Source organism: Sphingobacterium athyrii, from assembly GCF_003071065.1.
In the GTDB taxonomy this organism is placed as follows: Bacteria; Bacteroidota; Bacteroidia; order Sphingobacteriales; family Sphingobacteriaceae; genus Sphingobacterium; species Sphingobacterium athyrii.
The window spans coordinates 261,703-283,209 of sequence record NZ_QCXX01000002.1; the positions used below are offsets into that span (position 1 = coordinate 261,703).

Below are 21,507 nucleotides of genomic sequence, written 5' to 3' on the forward strand. Positions count from 1 at the left end.
TTTAGCGTAATGAGGTTAAGTTCTGTTGGTTGATTTTAGAGGCATTATTCCCAAAATGAGTTCGAATATAATTTGCAACCGCGATGATCTCCTCGTCTTTGAGAAACGAAAATGCCGGCATTGCACCCTCATAGTTGACCCCATTGATCGACTGACCGTTCAGTCCATGTAAAAGCAGCTTTAATAGGGGTTTGGGCTCACCAATGACCGTGGCTGACTGTGTTAATGGCGGAAATGTATTTGTCAGTCCCTTACCGTCAGATTTGTGACAGGAAGCGCAATAGGAATCGTATAATGTTTGCCCGTTTTTTACGGTCGGCGCGATACTGTTGGCCGTTTGTGGCTTAAGGATGGGAGCGGCCGCCTTGTCTGAAAGCCGAAGCCGATAAATAACATCGTCATCTGGCTTCGGAAATCCTTTTTGCGGATTCCAGTCACGGTTGCTCGAACAGAAATAGATATCACCGTTGGGTAAAACCAAAACCGAGCGCAAGCGGCCAAGCTGATCTTTAAATAAAACTTTTTCATCGGTTATCTTTTTGCCATCGGCTGATAATTTCAGAATCCGTAAGGACTGGTTTTTTAGCGTTGCTAAAATCAAGCTGTTCTGCCATTCAGGGATGGTTGCGGCACCATAATAAGCCATTCCGGAGGGGGCAACCACTGGTGTCCACGATTTTATCGGTTCAGTTCGAGGGCTTAGCGTGGCTATAGCTTTTTCCTTTTCGGTATCAATCATACCTTCAATTTGCGGCCAGCCATAATTTTTAAGGGGCTGGATAAGATTAATCTCATCTTCAATGGCATCCCCATGTTCGGAGGTGTAGATTGTTCCTTTGTCGTTATGGGTAAGTCCCTGCATATTACGGAAACCCCAGGCATAAACATAACTGTTTGCTATCGGATTATCCGAAGGAATCGTACCATCCAAGTTTAACCGTAAGATCTTTCCATTTAACGAACAGCTATCCTGGGCAAAGGTATCACTTGCCGCATCGCCTGTCGCCCAATACACTTTCTTGTCAGAAGATACAATGACACGCGAACCATTGTGTCCGGTATTGCCGGGTATCTGCAACAGGAGCTTAGGGTTGGACAGTCTGCCATCGGCACTATAATCGTAGCGGTACAAATTTGAAAAAATAAGGCTGTCTCTTTTACTGGTATACGACAGATAGAGGTAGGCCTGCTCGTGTTCAGGCTGATACAGGGACATACCTAACAAGCCGAGCGTACGCTGATGGTAGACGTCTTTTAGGCTGTCGACTAAACTGACCTTTTTTGTTTGTATATCCAGCCTTCGGATACTTCCGCCAATTTCCGAAAATAAAATAGCCCCGTTTACATGATCGTATTGTAAGTCCCATGGAACTTGTAGGCCAGTGGCCTCTTTGGATAAAGAAAGTATGCTGTTCTCCAATTGGATGCTATTGATTATCACTGTCTCCTTTTCGTCCCTTGTAGAACAGGAAGACAGAAAGAACATCAATGGCAATAACCAAACATAGTTTATTTGTTGTTTCATTGTCGGTCAATGGTTACTTTTTTGATTTATCTGGTTATGTCAAAATTAGTTTATTAAAAATAAATATACAAAAAATAATGTAATTTGTATACAAAATTATTAGATACGTATTGCTAAATTCGATTTAGTGTTGTTATTAGTTAATTCTATAGATAGTTTTACTAGGTTGATCTGTGTTTATTAGGGAGGATGCTTTGTAAAAAAGTAAAAAAAATATTGAATTGTATACAAAAAATATATATTATTGTATTCACTATGATAAAGTATAGGAGCGAAGTCATTGTAAATTATAAAACGAAATGCCGCTTCTTTAAAATACCAATAAACTGAAGAGCTTATAAATCATTTATTTAACCACTTTAACCTGAGTATTCATGATACTAAAACAGATTAAAATACGGGATGTGATAAACAGGAACTGTCTTTTGGTTGGACTGCCTTTTATTTCAATGGGTGCGTTTGCCTCTGTTCCCTCTTTTCCCTATCTGGAAAAGATTCCTATTCAACGCGTTCTTAATTCGGCAGGGAGCGCAGTAAATTTTCAACAGCAGATCGTTGGGCAGGTGCTCGATGCGAAAGGTCAGCCACTGGCTGGAGTGGAGGTGCGCAATCTTAAAAACTCATCCGTTACGGTGACAGATCAGGAGGGGCGGTTCAAATTGAATGGGTCTTCTTCGGATCAGATTCAGTTTCGCCTGATCGGTTTTAGTACAAAGGTGGCTTTGGCAAGGGATGTGCAGGCTTTGGTGCTTGAAACGAATGAAAGTACGCTTGATGAAGTCGTTGTAGTTGGTTATGGTAAGCAGAAGAAAGAGACGCTGACAGGTTCTGTTTCCAGTGTTAGGTTTGATGAGTCAACGGTGAGCCGACCAAACATGAATTTAGCATCCGCTTTGGTCGGTAAGGCATCTGGACTTAATATTGCGCAGACCTCCGGTAGTCCCGGTGCAGAAGGATTTGATCTGTTGATTCGTGGTAAGGGGACAATGAATGATGCTTCTCCTTTGGTTGTCATTGACGGGGTGCCCGGTGCATTGAATGATGTCAATCCCAATGATGTGGAAAGTATATCCGTGTTGAAGGATGCATCATCGGCTGCAATATATGGTTCCCGGGCTGCGAATGGCGTTATACTGGTAACTACTAAGCGCGGGAAGGGAGAAGATTTTACTGTAACTTATAATGGGTACTTCGGGCGCCAGCAAGTGGCTAAAAATATCGATTTTATAACTGATATGGCAACCCATATGGAGCTTGTTAACGAGTCGGAAGGGCGGGAAAAATATAGCGCTGAATTAATTGATACCTGGAGAAAGGAGTCGGCGGCAGGTAATCCGCTGTATCCAAATACAGATTGGTACAAGGAAATGCTGAATACCGCGCCGTTAACCGAACATACACTGTCTGTTCGTGGCGGCGGTAAAAAAGGGAATTTTGCCATGTCCTTGGGTTTTCTGGATAACAAGGGGGTGGTGGATAATTCCGGTTTCAAAAAATATGATTTTCGGATCAATGCCGATACGAAGATCAAGAATATCTTGACCTTGGGCGGAAATGTTTTTGGTACCTGGTCAAACCGGCAGCCTCTGGATGTGAATAGCTTTTTTGGAGCGATCCGTAATACGACGCCGGGAGTTGTGCCACAGTATGAGGACGGCCGTTATGGAGGGGAGATGTTTCTAGGGCTGCCTCAGGGGTCTAATCCAAGAGCTTATGTAGATAATATTCGGGGTGACTACGAAAGGCAAAAGCTTGGGCTTAAGTTTTTTAGTATAGTGAATTTCATGGAAAATCTGGAGTGGGAGAGTAGTTTTGGTTTTAATTACAACAATAACCGGAATTGGGAATATGTGCGGCCTTACTCCTTGTGGAACTTACAGACCGGATTGGAATATCAAAAAAAGCCAAGCGTAAGTAGTTTGTTCAATGGTAGCATCCGTAATTATACAACGGTGCTGAATACCCTGTTGCGGTACCGTGAAACAATTGCGGACAATCATCATTTGGCGGTATTGCTTGGTTTTGATCAGCAGTATAACCGTATGGACAAATTTGATGCAAAAAAGAATGATATATTGGGGGATGATGCGATCTATATTCTGGATGCGGGGGCAAACCTTGAAGCGATCAATGGTTCCGGGACAGATGATGCTCTTCAGTCTTATTTTGGTCGTTTGAATTATGATTTTAAAGGAAAATATCTATTTGAAGCAAATGCACGCTATGACGGTTCTTCCCGGTTTGCAAAGGAGAATAGATGGGGGTTCTTCCCGTCCTTTTCAGCGGGCTGGCGTGTAACGGAAGAGGAGTTTGCGCAGCCTTTGAAAGCTATATTTGATGAAATTAAAATTCGTGGTTCATGGGGTAAGCTGGGGAATAATAGAATCGGCGATTATACTTATCAAGTCGTATACGGTTCCTATTTGTATCCATTTGGTGGTCAGCTGAAGCAAGGGGTGGCGCCAAAGGAAATTGCGAACAGTAAAATTATGTGGGAAACGACAACGATCGCTAATATCGGTTTGGATCTTGCTTTGTTAAATAATAGGTTGACTTTTAGCGCGGAATATTTTGATCGTAACACCTCGGATATCCTGACAAAGATCCCTATTCCTATGGTTATGGGTAACTTCTCGCCACCCTGGCAGAATATTGCCGAGATGCGTAACAGAGGGGTTGATCTCCAGCTTGGATATTTTGGGAAAATAGGTGCAGATTGGTCCTACGGTCTGAATGGTAACCTGTCCTTCCTGAACAATAAAGTGATTAAGTTCAACGGTAATAGATCAATCAATGAAAGTTATATTACCATGGAAGGAAAGCCTTTCAATAGTTTTTATATGCTTGAATTTGATCGAATTATACAGGACCAAAGTGAAATTGATCAATTGAAGGCTGATGGTTATACTTTTGGGACATATGTGGGCGGAGAACCTAAACCGGGGGATATGTTGTACAAAGACGTGAACGGCGACAAGGTGTTCAATGAGGAGGATAGGGTTGTCAAGAATTATTCGGGATTGCCTAAAGTTACCTACGGATTGAGTCTGAATGCAGGTTTTAAGGGTTTTGATCTGAACGTCGTGGCACAAGGTGTTAGTGGTGTGAAGCAATATTGGGGTAACGATGGTTTTAATACCTTCAACATCAATGAAGGTTTCTTGCAGAATGCGGAAATATTAAACCGCTGGACACCTGAAAACCATTCTACCGAATATCCGCGACTGCGTACTTCGGGCAGTGCTTTAAATACCGTATACAGTGACTACTGGTTGCATAATACCTCGTTTTTGAGAATAAAATCGCTACAGCTGGGCTATGCTTTGCCAAAAGAGGCTTCGGCAAAATTTAAAGTGGATAGGTTACGTGTATTCGCTAATCTGGAGAATTACTTTACATTCACAAAGTTCAAAGGTTATAATCCGGAGAACGCCAGTGTCTCTTATCCCTTAATGAAACAATGGGTAGTTGGTTTAAATGTAACATTTTAAGACGAAAAGCCATGATTAAGAAATTTAACAAAATAATAATTGCATCATTTGCATTGGCGCTACTAAGTTCTTGTAGTGATTTTTTGGACCGAAACTCACTGGTCGGTCTTTCGGAGGAGAGTTTTTGGAAGTCTGAGCAAGATGCTGTCATGGGGGTGAATACCCTTTACCATGCCAATAGGGAATTTACCAATAGTATCGTGATTTATGGGATGATGGATGATTTTACCGATATATCCTATCAGTCTTTTGCAACAGGATTGACAACGGGTGTTTTTCCTGCCAACGCAGGTTTTTACCTCACCTCCTGGGGGATCTTTTTTAAAGGAGTGTATCGTGCAAATACGGCCCTGAAGAATATTCCTGCTATCGCAATGAGTGAAGCTATAAAAAAACGGAGTATTGGCGAAGCTAAGTTTTTCCGGGGGTATTTTTATTTTAAATTATGGGATTATTTCGGTGGAGTTCCTTTGTATGAAACTCCTATTAATGTGGATGAATCTTATGAGCCCCGGAATACAGAGAAAGAGGTGTACGAGTTTATTGTTAAAGACATGACCGAAGCTTATGAGACATTGCCAGATACTTATGATGCGTCAAATAAGGGACGTGTGACCAAATGGGCTGCCCTCGCCATGCGGGGCAAAGCACATCTTTGGGCGAAGGAATATGCAAAAGCTGCTGCTGATTTTAAGGAGCTGATGGATAACAGTGACCGCAAGTTGCTTGCTGATTTCCATACTTTGTTTCGGGTTGCCGGCAATAACAATAGTGAAGTGATCTTTGATGTGCAATATATTGCTGAACAGGGGCATGGTATAGCGACCGACCGTAATTACGGTAATGCCCGAGGTGCGACGACAGGGTCCCAAAGGACAAGGCCCACGCCTCAGCTTGTCAATGCTTTTGATATGGAAGATGGAACGGCTTTTAATTTTGCGAATTATACCAATGCAAAAGGGCAGCCTTTTAACCCCAATAGTGCGGAGGATTGGAAAGACGAGGCTTCGGTGCGTAAGCTATTTGAAAAACGCGATCCGCGCTTGCAGCAGTCCATTGTTGTGCCGTGGTCAACTTTTGTGGGGAGAGGTGGCGTGACTTATCTCTACAAGTTTCCGGTAGCGAGCACCGACCCGAATGCCTATGTGCCCGTGTGGACAAATGGTAGCTATGCATGGCGCAAATTTGTGGAGACAGGTTCTGTTTATACGCTTCAGGATAATATGCCGCAAAACTTTCCGTTGATTCGCCTGGCGGATGTGCTTTTGATGTATGCTGAAGCAAAGAATGAAACCTTGGGTGCACCTGATCAAACGGTCTATGATGCAGTGAATGCGGTTCGTAAAAGAGTTAAAATGCCTGATCTGCCTTCTGGCTTGAGTAAGGAACTGATGCGTGAGAAGATACGTCACGAACGTATGGTAGAGCTGGCCGGTGAAGGGCAGCGGTATTCGGATATTCGACGATGGAAAATCGCAAAAGATGTCGTGGATAAAGTTTGGATGACAGATTTTAACGGGACGCAGATCAGGCAGCGGGGGTTCCCGGATCATTATTATCTGTGGCCTATTCCGCAGGCAGAAAGGGATGTGAATCCAAATTTGACACAAAATCCAGGTTGGGAGTAAAAATACTTCCGGCTGTTGGCTAAATAGTTATATTGTATCATTGGTAATGAGTTGGATGAAAATATATTTTTCGTTGTTTTTGGTGTTGGTGTCAACGTCGGCCTCCCATGCGCAGCAAAAAGAGATTCTAGTTGATTTGAGTCGGGGTGACTTAAATAAAAAGACCGTCGTTTATGAAAAACCAAAAGGAAAAGGTGAGCGGGGGCTGGTGTTGAAAACCGTTCCCGTTTCAGGTTACCCTGATCGTTTGGCAGATATTGAAGTTGCGGTTAAGGTGCCGCAGGCAGGGTGGTATGTGCTGGAGTCAGATGCTCGGCCCCGGGATCTGGAGCGGTTAAAACAGGAGGATGAAACGGGCTTACTGACAAAAGTCGCCTATTTTCAGTTGGGTAGACAGCGGGTGACAAAACGTATCGTGTATGATAAACTGAAAGGTGGGCATCAGGAGCTTGGAAAATTTGAACTCCTGAATACAACGGAAAAATTAAAAATCTGGCTGCCTGCAAATTTAATGTTGCAGGGCTTACGCATCAGGCCCTATGTTCCGCCTGTGGCACCTTTAGAGGCTGCACATTATCAGCCTAAAATTACGCCGCCGCAAGAAAGGCCAAGGTTGTGGGTGAATAAAGAAAGCTTGCCTGTTGTCAGGGCGCGGCTTTTATCTGAAGAGAATGGTCCGGCATGGAATAAAGTGAAAGTCTCGGCTTTGGCTCCCTATACCTTTCCGACCAATGAACATCAGGAAATATTTTACAATGAAGGGCTAGAGCATATCATTGAGCAGAAAGCTTTTTACTACCTTATGACGCAGGATGAACGAGTTGGCAGGGAAGCTGTGGATCTGGTCTCGCGTTATTTGTCAGTTCTGGAATTTGGGAATGTAACACACGGTGATATTACCCGCGAATTGGGGCGTGCGATCTATACAGGGGCACTGGTCTATGATTGGTGTTATCCATTGATGGATGCCGGTGTTAAAAGTCAGATGCGGAAGGATTTTAAGCGATTGGTCATGGATATGGAGGTGGGCTGGCCGCCATTTTACGGACTGGAAAGTATTATTAACGGTCATGGTAACGAAGCGCAGATCTGCCGGGATATGCTGTCCTGGAGTTTGGCGGTATATGATGAAGATCCTGAGCCCTATAAATATGTTGCTTATAGTGTTCTGGAGCAGCTTGTGCCGATGCGTAAGTTCGAATATCAGTCCCCACGGCACAACCAGGGGGTTGATTATGGTGGTTATCGCTTTGGCTGGGAAATGCATGCTGCCTGGTTGTATTACCGTATGTTGGGTTATCCCGTATTTGATGATAACATCAAGAATATGCCCTATTATTGGTTGTACATGCGTACGCCTGACGGTAAAATGCTGCGCGACGGTGATATGTTTAATGTGAAGTATAATTCCAGTGATGATTTTTATTGGAAAAATCCCCAGACAATGCTGCTGTGTTATGCCTATTCGGGAAATGCGATGATCAAGGCAGAGTTTTTGAAACAGGGTGGTTTGCCCGACAATCCGGTGTTGTTTCTGTTGTTAAATGATCCGAAGCTCAAAGCAGATTTCGATCGCTCAAAGCTGCCATTGACCAAAGATTTTGGATCGGTTTTGGGGGCTATGGTCGCCCGGACGGGATGGAGTGAGGAGAAAACAAGTAAGGAGGTTGTTGCTGAGATTAAAGGCGGTGGTTATCATTTTGGAAATCATCAACATGCGGATGCCGGTGCCTTGCAGATTTATCATCATGGTATTCAGGTGGGTGATCTGGGTTTATATCTTTCTTATGGATCACCTTATGACTTTAATTTTAATAAGCGCTCCGCGGCGCATAGTATGCTATTGGTTCGCGATCCTGCTGAACCGCTTTTATTCAGGACCAAAACTAATGATGGTGGGACACGCTTTAGTCAGCGTTTTCCGCGTACCGTAGCGGAAGTGCTCGGTGACTCCTGGTACCATACTGGGGAAATCAGGGCTTCGGCGTTTGGTGCGGATCCTATCCAACCTGCTTACAGTTACTTTAATGTGGACCTTACTGCTGCCTATTCGTCTAAAGTAAAGTCGTATGCAAAGAGTTTTCTGTTTTTGAATCTGAAACGGAAAGATGTGCCTGCTGCGATTGTGTTATTGGATGAATTGAAAACCAATAATAGCGAATTTCAGCCCTACTGGCAGATTAATACGCTGAATAAACCGGTCGTTAATGAAGCAGGGTTTGTTTTGAATAGTCAGTTTAAAAATGTGGGTGGAACGACTTATGTCGATATGTTTAAGCCTGCTGTGGTCGATCGGGAGGTGAAAGTTTATGCCGGTGATTCCACGGCTTTTGTATTTGGGGACCTGTATCAGGTGAAATCGCCCTGGCCTGAGGCGCGCGGGGCGCGGGTTTTGGTTAGTCCAAAAGCTAAAAGCACACAGGTGAGCTATGCGACGGTTTTTCAAATGGCGGAAAGTGCCGAAGCAAAATTACAGGTGAATTACGAGGAAAAGGAAGATTATTACTTGATTCGGATTGCAGACCGTATGCTCGTTATAGCCAAACCCGATCGGTATCTCGATAAAACGATTGAAATCGCTGTTCCTGCGGATCAAGAATACGAAGTGATTGTCGTGGGCCTGAAAGATGGTTTCTGGAATGTGAAAAATCCATCGAAAAATAGTAGCTTTAATATAAATATCCTCAAAGGGAATCATACGACCAGTTGGAAATCTAAGGCAGAACTATTCTATTTGTCACCGGGGAGACAGTATGGTGCCCGTGAGGGGACGTTTTAGTAAAGGAATATATTGTTTAAATTTTTTAAATGATTTTGTATTCTTATTTTTGTAGAAAATTGTATACAATATGAAAGAGGATTCGCTTGCCAATAAGGTTTATTTGGAAGTCCGCAAGAAGATTTTATCAAGTCAGCTCGCTGGTGGGGCGCGGTTGGTCGAAAGTGCCTGGGCTGATAAGTTGGCTGTAAGCAGGGTAGCTGTTCGCGAAGCCTTTATGCGTTTGGCCGGAGAGAGTTTGGTGGAGTTTGGTGAAAAAGGAGGTTGCTTTGTGAAAAAGATGACCGTCGAGGATGTGCGGGACATCCGTGAACTGCGTGAATTGCTTGAAGTCGGTGCTTTAAAGATTTTGTTTTCAAAAAAGAATAACGAACTGATTGATGATTTGGAATTGATCTGCAATGACTTTTCGGATATGGTGAGCAAAGGGTATTATGGTGGGGCCTGTGAGGCCGATGTACGCTTTCATGAACGAATTATCGAAGGTACTTGCAATTCCAGATTAATCGCTATTTATAAAAATAGCAATATTCCTTTATTTCACATGAAATTAGGGGCCATTCTTGGGCAGATGGAGGATTATCTGGACACCGAACAAGAGCATCGTGCAATTGTGGATGCATTAAAAGCGAATGATTGGAACAAGGCTTATGAGACTTTGGTGCATCACCTCGATCGAGGTGAGCAGGAAGCTTTGGAACTTGTGTAAAGTCTCGCTGGAACATACGAAAGACAAGGGGATATAGACTATAATATCCCCTTTTTTATGTGATTCAGTTGGAGTAATTGACCCTTTTCTGCTTCTGTAATAATTAATCCCATCGCCCCGGATGGGTCTAGCGCACAGTTGGTAGGGTTTTGTCCTGATGTTTGAATTTTTTCAGTGGCTGTACCGTATTGATCCAGTACTAAGATATGCGAAGAGCCATATATGGCAACAAATAAATTGCCTTCCTCATCAAATGCGATCCCATCGGGTCCGATCTGTCCACCTGCAAGTGCAAATTTCTCAATGGAATCCATTTGGCATGATAAGGCATTCCAGTTCATTTTCCAAATCCATTTACTGCCTGTTTCAGCAAGGTATAGTTTGCTGCTGTCGGGGGCAAAGGCTAGCCCGTTTGGATAGTACATGTTCTGATGGACTGCCTGAGCGGTGCCATCGGTCCGTAGGCAGCAGATGTAGCCCGTTCCATCTGTCAATTCGCTTCCCGGACAGGTAAATAACAGGTTTCCCTTGCTGTCAAAACATAAATCATTGGGCATTTTTAATGCCTTGTTGTCCAGTTTATTAAGGCGGGTGTCGCAGCTGTTGTCGGTGGGATTATACCTACGTATGCTGTTTTGTAATGCATCGCAGAACCAGATTGTTCCGTCTGGCGCAACAGCAATTCCGTTGGGATGCCCGTCAACAGGTATGCGATCGTACTTGTTGTCCCGGTAACGAATCAGGTTGCCGGCATTTTTTTCTACCAGCCATATATTGCCTTGATGATCAAAGGCGGGGCCTTCTGGAAAATGTAGGTCGTCAATAAGTATGTTCATCTGAATTATTTTAAAATTTATTTTAAATGTATACAAAAATATTGTAATTTGGTATACATAAAACAGTGTGTATTTAAATACAAGATTGCTGTATCACGGATTAGATACGAAGCAGTCACCCCAATTATAAAAATAATAAAAGCAAAACTTTTAATAAGCATGCAAGAAAACGAAAGATCAGCCGCAATACTGCGCGAGAATGCAAAATGGATACCAGGAGGTGTGGTATCGTTGAACAGAAAGTCGGATCCCAATATCTGCTTCGTTAAGGGAAATGGTAGCCATGTGGAGGATATCGACGGAAATAGTTATATCGATTATCAGGCTGGATTTGCCGCTTCCTTTCTTGGTCATAATGATCCAGATGTCAATGCTGCGGTATTGAAGACGCTTCAGGAACAACAGGTGCTGATGGGAGCAGGGCCCACTTTATTGGAAGGGGAGTTTGCGGAACTGTTTTGTGCATCGGTGCCCAATGCCGAGAGCGTGCAGATCACCACAACGGGATCCGAGGCCACTTATCATGCGATCCGGATCGCCCGAGCGGTAACAGGACGCGATCATATCATCGTCATGCAGGGCGGATACAATGGTTGGCATAATGATGTGGCCTGCAATGTAATCAGTCAAAAAGCTGATATCGGATCTTATCAAAGTCCTGGTGAATACCCATTTGACTCACTGAGTGCCGGGGTTCCCAAAAACCATAGTGATCTGGTACATGTCATCAATTACAATGATCTGGATAGTGTTAGCTATGTGCTGCAGAAGTATTCGGTAGCCTGTATTTTATTGGAACCTATTTTACAGAATATCGGTATCGTAAAGCCGCAACCGGGATACTTGGAAGGACTTCGTAAGCTCGCAGATGAGCAGGGTTTCTTGTTGATCTTTGATGAGGTAAAGACCGGATTTAGACATGCTTTAGGTGGTTATCAATCCATTTGTGGTGTTCAGCCAGATCTTTCCACCTTTGGAAAGGCGGTAGCGAATGGTTATCCTTTGGGCGTGATAGCGGGAAAGAAAAAGTATATGGATTATTTTGTTGATCCAGATAAAGCCAAGCGGGTCATGATTGCGGGAACATTCAATGCTTTTCCGTTGACTACGGCTGCGGCAATTGCAACATTGAAGAAACTTTCTAGTCCTGAGCACCAAGTCTATAAGCATGTTGAACGTTTGGGCGCACGTTTGGAACAGGGATATCAGGAAATATTTCCTAAATTAGGCATACCATTTTTTGTCGCTCGTCAAGGCTCGGCCTTCTGTACTTACTTTATGGATCATGCGCCGCTTAATTTTCACGATATTCTGGATAATCATGATTTCGAACTGGATATCCGCTACCGCAAAAATCTCATAAAAGAAGGGATCTTTAATTTCCCGGCTGCAATTAAGCAGGGAAGCATTTCCTTTGCGCATACGGAAGATGATATTGACCGAACCTTAGAAGCGACAGCACGTGTAATAAAAACTTTGTAACCCTAACTATGAAAATAACCGCTATCGAAACCTTTGTATGCCATGCGCGCATGCGAAATTGGATTTTTGTTAAAATTGTAACCGATCAGCCCGGACTTTGGGGTTGGGGTGAGGCGACGTTGGAGTGGCATACACAAAGTGTCGTTGGTGCAATTAAAGATATATCTCAGCTGTTGGTCGGCGAGGATCCACGGCGCATTGAATATCTGTGGCAGATGATGTACCGTCAGCATTTTTGGCATGGGAACGGAATTGTCCGCGGAACGGCAATCAGTGGTATTGATATCGCCCTATGGGATATTTTAGGTAAAATTCATAACGTGCCCTGTCATGAATTGTGGGGTGGTCGTGTACGGGATTATATCCGTCTCTATTGTCATTTGGGTGGTGGCCGAATGGAAGATTTTTACGAAACAGCACCGGACGACGCTAAACGTTTTGGCGATCTTGCCTTAAAAGCCGTTGATGAGGGTTTTACGGCTTTTAAATCCATGGCTGTTCCGGAAACGATGTCCCTAGAAGGGCTTCGTCCGATTAAATATGCTGAAGCCTGTGTAAAGGCAATGCGCGATGCCGTAGGTGATGATATCGATATTATGGTAGATTGTCATGCACGTCCTAGCCCACGCATGGGCATGCAATTTGCCAAAGCGCTGGAACCTTATGGTCTGTACTTTTTTGAGGAGCCATGCTGGCCCGAAACCATGGAGGATATCGCCCTGATCCAACGGGCAGTGGCGACGCCTATCGCTTCCGGCGAACGCCTGATCGGTGTGCATGCTTTTCGGGATATGCTTGAAAAACGTGCGGTAAGTGTTATTCAACCTGATATTACACATTGCGGTGGATTATCCGAAGCCCGTAAAATAGCTGCTTTGGCGGATGCTTATCGCGTGTCCATGGCGCCGCATAATCCACAGGGACCTGTAAGCACAGCTGCCTCTATCGAGTTGGGCTTTGCAACACCTTCGTACATTATCTGTGAAAGTGTTCACAAAGATGTTGAATGGCGGCAAGATGTCGTCAGTGAAGGATTTACGGTGCAAGAAAAAGGCCGTATTGTCCTCCCCAATACACGTGCCGGTCTGGGTATTGAAATCAATGAAGAAGAAGTGAAAAAGCACCCGTTCCAGCAGGAAATTTTACAGCGTACATTTTACAAAGATGGCAGTGTTGGTGACTGGTAGATTTTAAGTAGATATGAGAGCAGAATATAAAAACAAAGTAGTTTTGATCAGTGGTGGACTTGGTGATATTGGCAGGGCAATAGCCGGGGCTTTCCTGACGTCGGGGGCAATTGTCTGTATTGCGGATCGTTTTGTGCCAGCGCTCGCGAAAGAGCGCTGGCCCTTGCTCGATGAATCTCAGGTCAACTTATTTTACGATCAGGTTGATGTCTCAGATGCTGATCAGGTAGAGGCTTGGGTTGATCGTATACAGCGGGAGCTCGGAACAATAGCGATCTGTATTGCCAATGCGGCCTGTGTCACGATTCAAAATTTTCGGGAGCTCAGCAATGCGGCATGGAAAAATGAAATGGCGGTCAATCTGGACGGTGCTTTTTTTCTGGCCAACGCCTGTGCGAAATCATTTGTTGCTACCGGTGTTCGCGGGAATATTGTCTTTTTGGGTAGTTGGGCAGGGCATGCCGTGCATCAGAACCTGCCCGCATACAGTGTTTCCAAAGCTGGCTTACGGATGCTTTGTCAAGCCATGGCGCTCGAATATGCTGTTGATGGAATCCGTGTCAACGAAATTGCACCCGGTTATGTCAACGCGGGGTTGAGTAAAGTGGTTTGGTCCAAGGATGCCGCGCTTCAAAAAAAGGCTGCCGCGGTAGTACCGCTGGGGGATATCCTCGAAGCGGAGGAAATCGCCAAACAGGTGCTTTGGATATGCTCCGATAATTGCAGACAGATGACGGGGACAAGTATTGTACTGGATGGGGGACTCTCATTAATTAGACCTTAGATCATGGAACAAAAGGATCCAAGAAAAGAAACAACAGGTGGTTTACAGACCAAAATTGGACTTGCCCAATGCGATATTACACCTACTTTAGGGATCTACTCACGCAATTGGGGGGCTGCTACTGCTGATCGGGCTGTTGGCGTGCACCAACCCTTGCTGATGCATTGTCTCTATATGGCGCCTGTTGATTCTCCACCTGCCATTATATTGACAGCCGATCTGGGCTGGTGGAAAAATGCGGAAGACGAACGGACATTGCGTTTTGCATTGCTTGATCATTTCAATCTGACAGCATCACAGCTGGTCTTTACACTTTCACATACGCATGCTGGCCCCAGTATCTGTTCTACGGATATACATCAACCCGGAGGTGAGTTGATTCCACCGTATCTGGAATTCTTAAAAGCGCAGGCGATCAGCTGTATCCAGCGGGCAAAGGATGAATTGTTTGAAGGAAGTTTACATTGGAGTTATGGGGTATGTGATCTGGCCTGTAATCGGGATCTGGAACTTAATGGCGAATACCTCATCGGGTTTAATCCTGTAAAAGAAGCTGATCATACCTTATTGCTCGGACGTGTATACGATAACACCGAAAAATTGAAGGCGTTGATCTGCAATTATGCCTGTCATCCGACGAGCTTTGCCCACGAAAATGAACTGCTTTCTCCGGATTTTGTTGGTGAAATGCGGCATACGGTGGAAGCGGTCGTGAAAGTTCCCTGTTTGTTCCTACAGGGCGCATCAGGTGATCTGGCTCCCAAGCGTCAATATGTCAAAGATCCTGCTTTGGTCGAAGCCAATGGTCGACAGTTGGGCTATGCGGTGCTTGCAACGTTGGCTCAGGAGGATCATGCAGCTCAGCGTTGGGCGTTTGACAAAGCGTTAATTTCGGGAGCACCTTTGGCTTGTTGGAGTTTTCAGAAACAGGTGCTATCGACTGAATTTAAGCAACTTGTGCATACGGTCCAAGTGCCCTACAAAAACTTACCGAGCCTTGAGTCTATTTTCGAGGAGTACGAAAGCTGTTCGGATCGGGTTATAAAAGACCGCCTTTGGCGAAAATACAATACCCGCAAAACCATTGCCGATCAGCGCGAAGCAAACATTCCGGTATGGCTCTGGAAAATGGGGGACGCGATTTTGGTGGCTCAGGCCAATGAAGCATACTCTTGTTACCAGTCAATTATACGGGCCGAATTTCCCAATCATACCATTGTCTTTATCAATATCGCTAATGGTTATGTGGGCTACCTCGCGCCAGCGCAGCTCTATGATAAAGATATCTATGCCGTATGGCAGAGTCCTTACGAACGGGGTAGCCTCGAGATACTTATTGAACAAACGAAATTAGGAATTCAAACATTACTGACTGATGAAACTAGATTGGATTGATGTCATTATTTTTGCGGTATACATAGTCGGTATCGTCGTATTGGGATTATATGCTTCGAAAAAAAGTTCTTCGTCCAAACGGGACTATTTTTTGGCTGGTGATAAGTTGCCCTGGTGGATGATCGGAGGGAGTATTATTGCCGCAAATATCAGTAGCCATCATCTTGTCGGCGCCATGGGAGCGGCCTACAGCCGTGGGTTTGTGGCCATCACTTTGGAATGGGGGGCCATATTGATCGGTTTTAATGCGCTGCTTTGGATATTTCTGCCTTTCTACATCCGCAATGGTTTTTATACAATTCCAGAATATCTTGAAAAAAGATATGGAAATGCCACACGGGTACTCTATGCAATCTTGATTTTATTTACCTATGTATTTGTGGAGATCGGTGCGGTGCTCTATCTGGGTGGACTCTCTTTACATGCTTTATTTGGTATTCCCATTTTGTATAGTATTTTTGGGATGGCGATTTTGACGGGCTTGTATACCGTGTTAGGAGGGCTGAAAGCCGTTATCTGGACTGAAATGGTGCAACTTGTTATTTTGGTGCTCGGCGGTATCGTCCTGACCTTCGCTACCATTAATGCGGCGGGCGGATTTCAATCCGTCGTGGAATCATCCAAAGACTGGAAGATGTTCTATCCGGCGTCTGATCCCGATTTTCCCTGGACAATGTATCTGGGAGGTTTGCTTTGTATCAGCGTATTCTATTGTGCGACCAATCAATTTATTGTTCAGCGTGTCTTGGCAGCAAAAAATGAATGGCATGGCCGTATGGGGGTTATTTTCGGTGATTACCTTAAATTCCTGGTGCCGCTGATCATAACCATCCCCGCTTTGGTAGCACCCAAATTTTTACCGCATTTGGATCAGCCGGATCTGTTATTTGCGACGCTCGTGGAAACACTGTTGCCTAAAGGGCTGATCGGGCTGGTCATGGCTGGTCTCATCTCTGCGATTATGTCCCATATTTCAGGCGCTATAAATTCGTGTACTACCATACTCACGGTGGATATTTACAGTCAATACATCAATAAAAACGCCTCTGATGATCAAGCGATCCGCTTTGGTAAACGTGCAGGAGTCGTCATCATTGTACTTGGTATTATGAGTGCTATCGTGTTGATTAGTTATTCCGACAAACCTGTATTTCTCTACCTGATGAATCTGTATGGTTTATTTACACCGGGTATCGCTACCATGTTTCTGATGGGGGTCTTTTGGAAGCGGACTACGGCACAGGGCGCATTAACGGCTGGCTTATTGACCATTCCACTTTCGTTGCTTTTGGAGTATTTACTTCCTGACATGCCATTTTTTAACAGAACCGGCATTGTGTTCTGGACCTGTATGATCGCCTGTGTACTGGTCAGTCTATGTACACCGGCCGTTCCGGAAGCGCGTTTGAAAAATCTGATATTGACACGCGATTCGTTTCAGATGCCCGAAGGGGATCGAGCTTCTTACCGTGGCTTTCGGAATCCAACCCTCTGGTGGATCATTATTACAGTGATGGTGCTGTATTTTTATGTGCGCTATTTTTAACTTAACTTGTTGGACGATTCCTTATGAAAGTATCGTAATTGAAATATCTTTTTACCAATACATCGATGAAGAATGCTATGTTGAAAGAATTAGACGCTGAAATTGAAGCTATTTTCCCGGAGATTGTTGCGATCCGCCGGCATATCCATCAGCACCCTGAACTGTCTTTTCAGGAATATGAGACGAGTGCATATATCCAAGAGAAGTTGACCCGGCTCGATATTCCGTTTAAAGTTGTTGCCAATACAGGTGTGGTTGCCGTGCTTGAGGGCGAAAAGTCCTTAAGTGACGATATCGTGGTTTTGAGAGCTGATATTGATGCATTACCTATTCACGAGCAGAATGATGTGCTATACAAGTCCACAAATGAAGGTGTTATGCACGCTTGTGGTCACGATTTTCATACGGCAAATCTATTGGGTGTCGCTACTGTTTTAAAGGGATATAAAACCGAGTTTTCAGGAAAAATTGTGCTCTTGTTTCAGCCTGGGGAAGAAAAGATTCCCGGAGGTGCGATCCAGATCTTGCAGTCTGGTATTTTGGAGTCTTTCGGTGGAAAGATCAAAGCTGTTTTGGGTTTGCACGTCAGTCCACGTGTACCTTTAGGGAAAATAGGCTTACGCCCGGGGCGCTTTATGGCTTCAAGCGATGAGTTTTATTTTACCATTAAAGGACGTGGCGGTCATGCGGCCGAGCCACATCGTGCCGTTGACCCAATTATGATTGCCGCTCAGTTGCTGACCACTTTACAGCAGCTGGTCAGTCGTAAGGCAAACCCTGATATCCCATCTGTATTGACTTTTGGCCGTTTTATCGGCGATGGTGCGGCGAATGTCATTCCCGAAGAGGTCAAGTTGGCTGGTACCTTTCGTACCATGGATGAAACCTGGCGCAAGGAGGCGTTGGAGACTGTAGCGACAATTGCCCGGACATTGCCCGAGGCCTTGGGCGCGACAGCGGATGTGGAAGTGCGCCATGGCTATCCTGCATTGAACAATGATCCCCAATTGACCGGGCAAGTAAAAGATATCCTACAAAGAAGCATGGGAAATGAAGTCGTGCAAGATTTGGAAATCTGGATGGCAGCAGAAGATTTTGCTTATTACTCATATCGGTACCCCGCTTTATTTATGTTGGTGGGCACGAATAATGACAGCATCAATACCCAATATGGGCTTCATAATCCGCAGTTCAATCTTGATGAAAAGGCGTTTAAGACGGCGATTTCAGCGTTGGTGAATAGTGCTGTTTCCTTATTGAATGAGTCCAATGGATAGAAAACATTTCTTACTTTCTTTATTGCCGTTGGGGCTTTCTTTTCAAACAAAGGCAGATTTTTCTAAACAAGGGTTCAACCTGATATTACCAAAGCCGAAGAAGAAAAAAATCGGCATTATCGGTTTGGACAGTACGCATTCCATTGCTTTTACAAAAGCGATTAATACGGCCAGTGCCGATAGTTTATATGGGCAATTTTCGGTTGTTGCGGCTTATCCTTATGGTAGTAAAACGATCGCGCTTAGCGCGGAGCGTATTCCAAAGATCACCGCCGAAATTCAGCAATATGGCGTCTCGGTTGTTTCCAGTATTGCTCAGCTGCTCAAACAAGTGGATTATGTGTTTTTGGAGACGAACGATGGAAACCTGCATTTCCAACAGGCTCTTGAGGTTCTCGGGGCTCGAAAACCCTTGTTTATCGATAAACCTATAGCCAATTCGTATACCGATGCCCTAAAAATATTTGAAGCTGCCCGAAAATACGGTTGCCCTGTTTTTTCCTCCAGTTCATTACGTTACATTGTAGGCCTGCAGGAGCTTGATAAAAGTAAAGTTGTTGGAGCTGATGTCTATAGTCCGGCTGTCACGGATCCGTCGCACAAGGATCTGTATTGGTATGGAATTCATGCAGTGGAAATGTTATTTGCCCTAATGGGGCCGGGCTGTATGTCGGTGCGAACGGTACAGGAAAGGGGGACTTCCATGTACATTGGTCAATGGGATGATGGCCGGATTGCCTCGGTTCGCGGTATTCGCGAAGGGAAGGACGATTTTGGTGGTACCGTCTTTCTGAAAGATCAGATTGTTCATCTGGGACAATTTATGGGTTATGGTCCCCTGCTCGATCGTATACTTCCCTTTTTTCAAACAGGAGAAAGTCCTGTGGATGAGCGGGAAACCTTAGCAATTTGTGCTTTTATTGATGCTGCGGAACAGAGCAAATTGAATGGCGGCGCGCCCGTTAAACTGCAAAAGGTAGGCTAATTCGAAGCCGATGTCGTGTAAGGCTTGTTTAGTTGCTTGCTACTGTTGTCAAAAGATCGCTATTAAAAATCGATGCCGGTGAAATTACTGTTTCCTCCAAAGGGATCTGATTGCCGTAACGTTCTTTGAGTTTGCTTTTGACCTCGGCGCTACTGAGATCAAAATCTTTGAGTTTTTCCAGTTTGCCTACTTCAATTCCGGCCCCCCGCTGGTATATTTTCCAGATCAGTTCCGAACAATAAATTCTGTTATCCGACCATTCGAATGTAGCATCATAGTTTTTACCCAAAAATCCCTCACCGATCCCTTTCATTTTAGCTAAAACCTCAGCCGATAGTACTTTGTCTGCTTCTTTAAGTCGTTTGATGACATAATGTTCGTTTTTTCCTCGAGCGATCCAATCTGTTAAGCTGGTAACTGTTACGGGCTGAACAGCCTCTAGTACATATGGTTTTCCCTGTTCATGAAAAATTAACCCGCAGTGGGAATAGGGCGAGTGAGTCGCTAGTTGTACAGCTTTACATTGGGGGGAGATCGAGGATTGAAAGATCATATCCCCATCTTTTAATTCCGGTAAAATTGAACGGTTTGAAACGTTTTTGCCAGTAGAAGCAGTTTCGGCTCTTGTTTCATTGATCCGGAAATAAGCCCGCCCGATCAAGAGGCCGCAAATTAACAATAGGACAAATACAGCTTTTTTTTTCATGTAGCATAATTAAATCTCCAATAAGTAATAAGTGTTTATTCCAACAAGACGTAAAACGTACCGGCTTAATTGACGGATTTACTTGTCCGATAATAATTTGATAACGTTATTTAAGCGATTATTAGTATGTTATGACTCCACATTTGTGCGCAGGAGCAGATTGTGCCGATTCAGTGCCATAGCAAGATAGCTGCTATCGTTTACCGGTAGATTATAATGTAAAGGTCTCGAGTGGTATTAAAAGTGTACTTAGACTGACGTGTAAACAGGAAATGTACGCTGAGGTTCTCAAGAACAATGCTCGAACGAAAGACAATTTATTCATCATCATATTGTGCGAAAATTGTGTTGATTTCATCTATAATTTTATAGGCATCTGATTCCAGTAGGTCTATTTCTGCTTGAATGGCAGGTGTAATCGGCGATTGCATCAATTTTTGATACACCTGTATATCCAGTTCAATAACGCTGAGTTTGAGCTGAAGTAAATATTGTCCTTGCTGGGTTTGTAAACTTAATTGGCTGAGCGCCCGTTTCAATCCTTCCAGTTCGGCAATTGTTCTGCTGTGGTCATTTTCTCCCGCGAGACCATAATTGGGATATTTTTCACCTAATTGATTAAACGCATCAAGATATTCTTGTTCCGATAGGGAATGTATATTCATGTAAAGCAGATTATAGGCATATAAGGCTTCCTGATTTTCCTCACTGATCGGAACGTCCTGATAATCTTTGACCAGATCCGTGATATCCTGATATTCAATTTGTAAAATAGCTTCGATATCCTTATTGATTAAATCTGATGTGTTCATGTGTATATTTTATCCTCTTTGGCAGTCAACGATAGTGATCAATTCGCTTGAGCGCTTGTCTTAAGGGCAAAGATCAGGTTTTCAATGAAAGAAACTATCCCTATATTCAGCCAATTTTTTACGACTTTCTTTATCTTTTTGTTTCTCTCACTTTCAAGCCATTCTGCGATAATTGAAGAATATTATCATTCTACGTAAGGTATATCCTTATGTTTTAAATGAATTGGTAGTTTTAGGGTTTTAAATTATTTAGTTTAAAATCAATTAATTATGTTTTAGTATGGGTTTGTTGAGTATTTTTTACTCAATAAACTTTGGTGAAATAAAAATAATGTGCATCTTTGTTGAGTAAAAAGTACTCAAAT

Annotated in this window: 15 protein-coding genes; 11 read left to right on the top strand and 4 right to left on the bottom strand. The window is 43.9% G+C overall.

Annotated features, from left to right (window positions below):
- Position 1: 1 nt before the first annotated feature.
- The gene (locus DCO56_RS07535; protein ID WP_245935792.1) at positions 2-1,525 is read right to left on the bottom strand and encodes a PQQ-dependent sugar dehydrogenase; all 1,524 of its coding nucleotides are present in this window, start codon (positions 1,523-1,525) and stop codon (positions 2-4) included.
- A gap of 374 nt (positions 1,526-1,899) precedes the next feature.
- On the opposite strand from DCO56_RS07535, the gene DCO56_RS07540 reads away from it, so the two are divergent.
- From DCO56_RS07540 to DCO56_RS07555, 4 genes are all read left to right on the top strand, one after another.
- On the top strand, positions 1,900-5,016 hold the full coding sequence (locus DCO56_RS07540; RefSeq protein ID WP_108633146.1) for a SusC/RagA family TonB-linked outer membrane protein: 3,117 nt from the start codon (positions 1,900-1,902) through the stop codon (positions 5,014-5,016).
- An 11-nt stretch (positions 5,017-5,027) separates the two neighbouring features.
- A complete protein-coding gene (locus tag DCO56_RS07545; RefSeq protein ID WP_181390493.1) occupies positions 5,028-6,644 on the top strand; it encodes a RagB/SusD family nutrient uptake outer membrane protein in 1,617 nt (538 codons plus the stop codon).
- 55 nt (positions 6,645-6,699) lie between these two features.
- Positions 6,700-9,423, top strand: coding sequence for a hypothetical protein (locus tag DCO56_RS07550; protein WP_108633148.1), 2,724 nt, complete (start codon positions 6,700-6,702; stop codon positions 9,421-9,423).
- A gap of 70 nt (positions 9,424-9,493) precedes the next feature.
- Positions 9,494-10,132 (top strand): GntR family transcriptional regulator, encoded by a 639-nt coding sequence (locus DCO56_RS07555; RefSeq protein WP_108633149.1) that lies wholly within the window; start codon positions 9,494-9,496, stop codon positions 10,130-10,132.
- Between the two features lie 38 nt (positions 10,133-10,170).
- Here DCO56_RS07555 and DCO56_RS07560 read toward each other — a convergent pair whose 3' ends face one another.
- Positions 10,171-10,968: an SMP-30/gluconolactonase/LRE family protein gene (locus DCO56_RS07560; RefSeq protein ID WP_108633150.1), complete on the bottom strand. Its 798-nt coding sequence runs from the start codon at positions 10,966-10,968 to the stop codon at positions 10,171-10,173.
- A 159-nt stretch (positions 10,969-11,127) separates the two neighbouring features.
- Here DCO56_RS07560 and DCO56_RS07565 point away from each other — a divergent pair, with 159 nt between their 5' ends.
- From DCO56_RS07565 to DCO56_RS07595, 7 genes are all read left to right on the top strand, one after another.
- Positions 11,128-12,450, top strand: a complete 1,323-nt coding sequence (locus tag DCO56_RS07565; RefSeq protein WP_108633151.1) for an aspartate aminotransferase family protein — start codon at positions 11,128-11,130, stop codon at positions 12,448-12,450.
- Between the two features lie 8 nt (positions 12,451-12,458).
- The gene (gene dgoD, locus DCO56_RS07570) at positions 12,459-13,637 is read left to right on the top strand and encodes a galactonate dehydratase (protein ID WP_108633152.1); all 1,179 of its coding nucleotides are present in this window, start codon (positions 12,459-12,461) and stop codon (positions 13,635-13,637) included.
- 13 nt (positions 13,638-13,650) lie between these two features.
- Entirely contained in the window at positions 13,651-14,421 is a 771-nt protein-coding gene (locus tag DCO56_RS07575) for an SDR family NAD(P)-dependent oxidoreductase (protein ID WP_108633153.1), read from the top strand.
- Positions 14,422-14,424: 3 nt separating this feature from the next.
- On the top strand, positions 14,425-15,816 hold the full coding sequence (locus tag DCO56_RS07580; RefSeq protein WP_108633154.1) for a hypothetical protein: 1,392 nt from the start codon (positions 14,425-14,427) through the stop codon (positions 15,814-15,816).
- The gene (locus DCO56_RS07585) at positions 15,797-17,362 is read left to right on the top strand and encodes an SLC5 family protein (RefSeq protein WP_108633155.1); all 1,566 of its coding nucleotides are present in this window, start codon (positions 15,797-15,799) and stop codon (positions 17,360-17,362) included. The genes DCO56_RS07580 and DCO56_RS07585 overlap by 20 nt, the downstream gene beginning before the upstream one ends.
- Positions 17,363-17,439: 77 nt before the next feature.
- A complete protein-coding gene (locus tag DCO56_RS07590; RefSeq protein ID WP_108633705.1) occupies positions 17,440-18,639 on the top strand; it encodes a M20 metallopeptidase family protein in 1,200 nt (399 codons plus the stop codon).
- Positions 18,632-19,624, top strand: a complete 993-nt coding sequence (locus DCO56_RS07595; protein WP_245935793.1) for a Gfo/Idh/MocA family protein — start codon at positions 18,632-18,634, stop codon at positions 19,622-19,624. Before DCO56_RS07590 ends, DCO56_RS07595 begins: the two co-directional genes overlap by 8 nt.
- Before the next feature lie 28 nt (positions 19,625-19,652).
- Here DCO56_RS07595 and DCO56_RS07600 read toward each other — a convergent pair whose 3' ends face one another.
- Together DCO56_RS07600 and DCO56_RS07605 are read right to left on the bottom strand one after the other, a co-directional pair.
- Positions 19,653-20,330 carry a YiiX family permuted papain-like enzyme gene (locus tag DCO56_RS07600; RefSeq protein WP_108633157.1) on the bottom strand — a complete coding sequence of 226 codons (678 nt, stop codon included), beginning with the start codon at positions 20,328-20,330 and terminating at the stop codon, positions 19,653-19,655.
- Between the two features lie 317 nt (positions 20,331-20,647).
- On the bottom strand, positions 20,648-21,142 hold the full coding sequence (locus DCO56_RS07605) for a hypothetical protein (protein WP_108633158.1): 495 nt from the start codon (positions 21,140-21,142) through the stop codon (positions 20,648-20,650).
- Positions 21,143-21,507: the final 365 nt, after the last annotated feature.